Raw genomic sequence first — 613 nt, 5'->3', positions numbered from 1 at the left:
CTCTTGCCGCGGCCTCAAGCTCCGCAAGCGAGTTCACGCCGAGCGCCTGATGAAGCTTCAGTATCTTATCGGGACGAAGCCCGGGTATGGTAAACAGCTCCAGCACGCCCGCTGGAACATCCTCGCGCAGCTTCTCAAGGCTTGGGTGCGTGCCGGTTTGGTAAAGTTTGGTCACGATGTCCGCGATCGCGTCACCGATCCCCGGGATCCTGGTGAGGGCGCCGGCGGCAATGATCCGATCAAGCGGTTGCGACAGCGTCATCAGACTGTCTGCCGCGCGCAAGTATGCCTTTGTGCGATAGGGATTGTCGCCGCGCATAGACGCCCGTTGCGCATATTCCCTCAAAAGATTGGCGACAGTCCTGGGATCGATTTTTGCCATGGCTACAGCCAAACGAGGCCGGTCTCCGCAGGTTCCAATCAGGCAAGGCCATGAGCGCCGCGTTGCCCTTCAAATCCGGCTTTACTGGCTCCTCCGCGTCGGACGCTACAGGCTGGGCAAGGATTGGTCAGCGCGGCCCCATCCCGCCAGAGCTTTGGAGGCCGTGCGCTTCTTTAATTCAGGAGCATCGCCCACGTGGAAATGAGAGGGCGAATCTATTGTCTTCATCTC

At 59.7% G+C, this 613-nt stretch carries 1 pseudogene; it reads right to left on the bottom strand.

The features are described from left to right. Nucleotides 1-382, bottom strand: a pseudogene (locus tag EN935_RS39295) (DNA polymerase/3'-5' exonuclease PolX); the annotation flags it as partial. Nucleotides 383-613: the final 231 nt, after the last annotated feature.

This window comes from Mesorhizobium sp. M7D.F.Ca.US.004.03.1.1 (genome assembly GCF_003998635.1).
Taxonomy (GTDB): domain Bacteria; phylum Pseudomonadota; class Alphaproteobacteria; order Rhizobiales; family Rhizobiaceae; genus Mesorhizobium; species Mesorhizobium loti.
This window is presented reverse-complemented; position numbering and strand designations above follow the sequence as displayed.